6 protein-coding genes and 1 pseudogene are annotated in these 5,712 nt (G+C 40.3%); 3 read left to right on the top strand and 4 right to left on the bottom strand.

The genetic code is table 11. The features are described 5' to 3' along the window. Window positions 1–225: 225 nt before the first annotated feature. Window positions 226–558 carry a DUF5712 family protein gene (locus tag ACZMIG_RS14475; RefSeq protein ID WP_317173131.1) on the top strand — a complete coding sequence of 111 codons (333 nt, stop codon included), beginning with the start codon at window positions 226–228 and terminating at the stop codon, window positions 556–558. A gap of 85 nt (window positions 559–643) precedes the next feature. Beyond that, entirely contained in the window at window positions 644–1,108 is a 465-nt protein-coding gene (locus ACZMIG_RS14470) for a hypothetical protein (protein WP_191765469.1), read from the top strand. Between the two features lie 326 nt (window positions 1,109–1,434). Here ACZMIG_RS14470 and ACZMIG_RS14465 read toward each other — a convergent pair whose 3' ends face one another. The 3 genes from ACZMIG_RS14465 to ACZMIG_RS14455 all read right to left on the bottom strand — a co-directional run bounded on the left by ACZMIG_RS14465 (window position 1,435) and on the right by ACZMIG_RS14455 (window position 3,250). Continuing rightward, entirely contained in the window at window positions 1,435–1,977 is a 543-nt protein-coding gene (locus tag ACZMIG_RS14465; RefSeq protein WP_191765467.1) for a BfmA/BtgA family mobilization protein, read from the bottom strand. A 102-nt stretch (window positions 1,978–2,079) separates the two neighbouring features. Next, window positions 2,080–2,271 carry a hypothetical protein gene (locus tag ACZMIG_RS14460; protein ID WP_191765466.1) on the bottom strand — a complete coding sequence of 64 codons (192 nt, stop codon included), beginning with the start codon at window positions 2,269–2,271 and terminating at the stop codon, window positions 2,080–2,082. Beyond that, entirely contained in the window at window positions 2,255–3,250 is a 996-nt protein-coding gene (locus ACZMIG_RS14455; RefSeq protein WP_191765464.1) for a replication initiation protein, read from the bottom strand. Before ACZMIG_RS14455 ends, ACZMIG_RS14460 begins: the two co-directional genes overlap by 17 nt. Window positions 3,251–3,758: 508 nt before the next feature. Between ACZMIG_RS14455 and ACZMIG_RS14450 the strand changes: the two genes are divergently transcribed. Beyond that, a complete protein-coding gene (locus tag ACZMIG_RS14450; protein ID WP_191765462.1) occupies window positions 3,759–4,880 on the top strand; it encodes an ATP-binding protein in 1,122 nt (373 codons plus the stop codon). Between the two features lie 41 nt (window positions 4,881–4,921). Here ACZMIG_RS14450 and ACZMIG_RS14445 read toward each other — a convergent pair. Then, window positions 4,922–5,712, bottom strand: a pseudogene (locus ACZMIG_RS14445) (hypothetical protein); the annotation flags it as partial.

Here is a 5,712-nt window from a genome sequence, read left to right as displayed (position 1 = left end):
TCCTTGCTGCGGAGGTTGTGCCGTTCCGCGCTGCCGATGTTGCAGGGTCTTACGTTGATGCTTGTCTTTGCCATAACCTTTCTCTTTTCGTTGGTGGATATTCCGATTGCATCGCCATCGGGCTTGCCGATGGCGGATGGGGTCGAGGGGTGTCCCCTCGCACACGACCCTTTAGGGTCATAGTGTGCTATAACCTAGCAAGCAAAGTTAAACCATTCGGGTGAAATTTCCAAAATCATAGGGAAAAATATCATCGTCAGCCGGAAAGACCGGAGCAACACCAAGAAGTTAAGACCTAAAACCAACCATACCAGGAAGAAGAACTGCGGCTACGTGAAAAGAGGTTTTGACCGGACGGATTTTTTCCGGAAGTGTGAAAGCTATTTTGATCTGCGTATGTGGTTTGACCGGGAGCTGGAGGAAAGCTTCGACTACCTTAACGCCGTCAAGAAGGGCAACCTGGCAGAAATTACCCGACAGGTGGAGCGTGCGCAGCGCATCAGAAAGGAGAAATGGGACAATCTCAAAGCGGAGCTTCAAGCCAGGCAGGAGCTGTAAATATAGAGCGGAGTAAAAATACCTATAAAATGCGATAGGTGACAATTAGTAAAAGTGTTACCTTTGCAGAAAAAATATCAAAATTATGGTCAAAAGATTTATTTATACAGCATGTGCATTCAATAATATCGAAATGAAAACCCTGTTTTTGCTTCTGATGACAAGTCTTATGCTTTTTTCGTGTGAAAGCAAGGATGGAGATTGGGATCCTATGATTTGGAAAAGTAATGATGTAAGTAAGATAAATAAAAACAAAAGCAATATAGAAGTTTCACAAGCAGGCAAAAGTTATGTCTTCACATGCGAGAATTATAAGTACTTTTGGGTATATGCCATTCTAGAAAATGGGAAACAAATGGGAAACGACCAACAATTCATAGATTCCCAAAAATATGAAGATAGCTGTATATCCATCAGTATCGAAGAAAATAGAATGAATGTAACTGTTTTTCCCAATGAAGGATATCAAATCCGAAATATTTCAATAGGAGTAACTGCTGGAGATATTTTTGACTCTTTCATCTTTAAACAAAGAGGAAAGGAGAATTAATATACTCAGTCGAGACAATAAAAATTCTATTTTTATAATTCAGGGCAGAAGATACATTTCCTTAAAATGTGTTTTCTGCCCTGTTGGAATAGGTATGCTTCAAAACAATTCTTACATTCATTTTCATTAGGAAACTGCTCTATGTGAAAACCCGAAGCGTTAGCATACAACATTCCGTGAGTTTCATCACCTTGTCTTATAAAACCATATATCAATCGCCCAATTAGAATTATAATATGCTATAACCTCGCAAGCGGGCGTATTCCAAATGATTTTTAAGATCTGAGATAAAAAGGAGAGAAGTAAAAAAGTTACTTCTCTCCTTTTTATAATTCTGTATTTACTTTTATTTTCCCGAAAGTCTTTTGTTCATCACGCACACGGCATAACTCCCGGTATGCCTTTTCCTTGTAGGCTTGCAGTTCCTTGATTTCGTTACGTAACAGGTTGTTTTCTTTTTGGATGAGTTGAAGTTCCTTTCCTTGTTCTTCAGCCCTGCTTTCAGCCTTAGCTTTTTCTTCGGCAGCATTGGCAATGATTTCAGGAGCCGGAAGCTGCTTAGCGGTTTGTTCCCGGACTGCCTGTAATAGCTGGTGCATCGCCTCTGTCCCCTCGTTTAGCTGTTCCATGACCTTGACTGAACTTTCCAGCCTGTTGGTTATGCGCTCCAATGGAGAGAGGTCAAACGCTTCTCCACGTATATCAAACCCTGTACGCAAGAAATAGTCGATTGCCAGTTCTACAAAATCTTTGCGTGTGAGAGCAAAACCTTGTATATATTCGTCCAGCTTTTTGGCGTATTCTTGACTTATTGCTATGGTCGTTAGAGGTGTTTTCCTCTTTTGTCTGCTTTCTTGTTCTTTGTTCATTGATGTAAAATGCTATATCTTGTTGCAAAGATGGTTATTTGTCTTGATATTGCAATTTATAATGATTATTATTGCATTTTATTGCAATTATATCAAAATAAATCACTCTGTTATTAGCTGGAAATCGTGGTAAACACCCCCTGTTCTTCCGCAGGCTTCCGGGCATGGCTCTGTAAATATCACCGTTACGAATGTTGCCCCGAAAAATTCTTCTATCTCTGTTATTATAGCCCGTAAATCTCTGCCGTAGCCGTTGATTTCGGCTGGTACGATAATTCTATCTCCTGTTTTCATGATTATTTTCTTTGTCTTTCAATTTTCCTTTGAGTGCATTGATAATATACCCTTTTGGGTTTTTCTTCTCCCTTGACTTCCCTTTGAGTATGGAAAGCTCCAGCATTATATCAAGTTCCTTTTGTGCAGCCCTAAAAAGGTCTATGTTGTTCCGTATCTCTTGGTCGGTAAATAACAAGTCCTGTTTAAGGTAGTTCCGTACGAGCCTATCCAAATCCCATCCTAAGCAGACCTGTTTCTGCAGGTCATGCTTTTCAAGTTCTTCGTCCCGATGTTCGGGTTGGTATTTGGGGTACAATTTCAAGGCATGGAATGTCCGTCCATCTTTCAAAATCTTGTATTCAAAAGAGTATGGGCTTTTGGCGTCCAGTTCCTCTTTAGCTGGCACCACTATCCGCTTGATAAAATCAGGATTTCGCTTGTATTTGTTCTGTACGCCGAACATGATTTTTAAGTCCTCTATCGTATAAACCAATGGTCTTTCTTGTCCGCTCATAAGTTCATAGAACCGCATCGAGTATTGGCTCGTAAACTCCATTGCTGTTTTGAGCTCGTATTTCCTGAATCCCTTTGAGAAGTTGAGAACGGCATTATACACTTCCGGTTGGATCTCAAATCTAACCCAGCCTCTCTTGTAGTTGAACTGAGGCTTCTCGATAATTCCGATTACTTTCCATACTTGCCCATCGTCAAACTCAAATGACTTGTTTCTGAGGTCTAACAAGGCTTTTTTGACACGGGTGTAGTTCTCATCATCATCATTTGCTAAAAACGCAGAAATAGGCATTAAAACAACCCTATCATCATACAGATTCTTCTCGATTCGCAGTCCTGGATATAACTTTTTCCCTTCAAGTTCGCACTGCATCGCTTCTACAAGGCGGTACAAAATGCGTTTTTCGTAAACCGAAAAATCGTATTTTGATACAGTCATTAAATAGCTCTGTATCACATCTTTATTTGTAATTTTTACAGCCATACACAGTTGATTTTTAAGACGACATTATGAATGTTATGCAAAGATAGGTATTAAAAACGACATATAAAAATATATGTCGTCAAAAACATTCAAAAAGTCGTTTTTAGAAAGCAAAATAACATTCAAAAAGTCGTTTATAACATTCAAAAAGTCGTTTTTAGAGTTTTTATATTCTTCGTAATTGATTGATATATAGTTAGTTGCAAAGCTTTTTTTGAAAGTTGATAAGCATACAATAAGCAATGCTTTAAAACAAGTCATAGTTTTTTAGCGAAATGGTTGATTTTCAGGCGCAAAAACAGGGAAAAACTAGTTTTTGAATGTTCGAGAAAGCAAAAGCAAGAGCCAGCGCAGCGTTTTTTAGGAACGACTTTTCCGGCGTGTTAAAAAATGTGATTTATTGTTTTTATTTGTTTTTTAAGCCGCTAAAATAGGTGTAAATTCGGCGAATTTAACCGCCAATTTTTGTTTTTTTAGGTGTAAATTCATATCTTTGCAAGAAAAAAATATGATAGGACGTTTGATAAAAGATTCTATTTTAGCCGATTACAATAGGAAAAAAGTAATCGTTCTATTAGGTGCAAGGCAAGTTGGTAAGACTACATTACTTTCTACATTGTGGAACGGTGCAGACCGTGTATTATCTTTGAATTGCGACAATTATGATGATGCAATGCTTTTAGAAAACAGGACTTCAACCGAATTAAAACACCTATTGTCACCATATGAGCTTGTGTTTGTGGATGAAGTGCAACGAGTAAAGAACATTGGATTGACATTGAAAATGATTGCAGATCTAAAGCTGGATACGCAAGTAGTAGTTACTGGTTCTTCATCGCTTAGTATGGCGGATGAAATAAATGAGCCAGCAACAGGGCGTTTAATAGAATACAATCTTTATCCTTTTTCTTTGCCGGAGCTGGCAAGCATTAGCTCAGAAAGAGAAGAACATAGGCTGTTAGAAAACCGTATGATATATGGGTTGTACCCGGAAGTGGTAACGGAACCGGGAGATGCAAAGCGCACGTTAATGTCACTGACCAACAATTATCTTTATAAGGACTTGTTCGCATACAAAGGTATCAAGAAGCCTGAACTCATTCAAAAATTAGTAAGGGCGTTAGCTTTGCAATTAGGCAGCGAGGTTTCCTATAATGAGTTAAGCAATCTATTGGGGGTCGATAAGAGTACGGTTGAAAATTATATCAACTTGCTGGAGAAATGCTTTGTCGTGTTTCGGCTGGATTCATTTAGCCGGAATCTGCGGAATGAAATCAAGAAAGGAAAGAAAATCTACTTTTATGACAACGGGGTAAGAAATGCCGTCCTTTCCAACTTTGCTCCGTTGGAGTTAAGAAACGATGTAGGGGCTTTGTGGGAAAACCTTATGGTCAGTGAGAGGGTTAAACGCAATTCATATTCGGGTAACTTCGCACAGCTTTTCTTTTGGCGTACTCATGAACAACAGGAAATAGACTTAATCGAGGAACAGGACGGTGTTCTGCATACCTTTGAATTCAAATGGAACGGCAAGGCAAGGAATAGCCAACCGAGAGTATTTGCCAATTCTTATCCAACTTCGACTTATGAGGTTATCACGCCGGATAATTATTGGTCGTTTGTGAAATAGACCTTGTTGGGCATGGGATTTTTCCGAAAGTATGAGTTTGATTACCTACGGAATCCCATGCCCTTGTCAAGTCCTAAAGCCTTTTGCACCTTTTGCCATAGCTGTTTGAAGAACTCTTTGAAGTGAAAATCGTTCAGCCAAATGGTCGTGTTGCCAGCCTTGCTTTTGGCTATGTCTATTTTCACGTCCTTGACCTGGTGCTTTTTCCTGCGTTCCCGGTCGTACAGGAATCCTGAATAGGTTATCTCTTTTCCTGTGAGCAGGAGCCGGATATCGTTGTCTCCGACACCCATTTCCCGGAGTTCCTCGATGTTTTCTTTGGCGTTTTCCATACAGGGGAACAAGGAGGTTATCGGTTTCAGTCTTTCTTCTCCGGTTCTGACTGCCCTGCGTGTGGCTTCCCTTTCCATTTCGGCTTGGGCGTTTGCTGTACGCAGTTTGCTTTGGAGGTTTTGGCTTTTCATTTCTAGTTCGTAGATCTCCCTTTTCAGTTCTGCTATCTTCTGTTCCTGACGTTTGACCTTTCCAGAATTGAAAAGACTGGCTGTCGCATCTATGACGGTCGTTCCGGCTTTCAGCAAGGCTGTTCCCGTGTCGGCTGCCGCCCCTTTCAGCTTTTCAACCTTTACTTCAGCGGCTGCTTCTTTGAGCTTCTTTTGGGTGTCCTCCAGCTTTTCTCCTGCCTGTTTCACTTTTTCTTCTATGGAGTTGCGCTTATTCTCCATCTGGCGGCATTCTTTTTCGATTTGCGCCGCTTTCTCCGCTTCGACCATGTTCTTGTACTGGATGGCGGAAAGGTGCTTACGGTCGGAAGAAATGCCCCTTTCCATGC

The sequence above is a fragment of the Xylanibacter sp. genome, from assembly GCF_057607445.1.
This window is presented reverse-complemented; position numbering and strand designations above follow the sequence as displayed.